The following is a 236-nucleotide window of genomic DNA, read 5'->3' as shown; positions in this document are numbered from 1 at the left end:
CAAAGCCTATTCATGTTAGGTGCCGGTGGAGCAAGTGTAGCCGTAGATCGCATGCAGGCAAAAAACAGCCTCTCCACGATCTTCCCAACACCAAAACCACCCGCAACAGTACCGAAAACTCCAAAACCATGGTCAGTAAATTATGCAATGAAGTGGTTGAAGGAACAAATACCGGAAGTTCGGATCGTACAGGATTCGATGGGTGGTACCCATATAATGTTTGCGAAAAGAAGTGG

At 46.6% G+C, this 236-nt stretch carries 1 protein-coding gene; it reads left to right on the top strand.

Going from position 1 to position 236, the window contains the following annotated elements; all coding sequences use genetic code 11:
• A partial coding sequence (locus tag GHT08_RS21930) for a hypothetical protein (protein ID WP_202882545.1) occupies nt 1-236 on the top strand: 236 nt, incomplete at both ends.

Source organism: Gracilibacillus saliphilus (assembly GCF_010994085.1).
Lineage (GTDB): Bacteria > Bacillota > Bacilli > Bacillales > Amphibacillaceae > Gracilibacillus > Gracilibacillus lacisalsi.
Note: the sequence above shows the minus strand (reverse complement) of the source record. Positions and strands in the feature narration are given on the sequence as shown.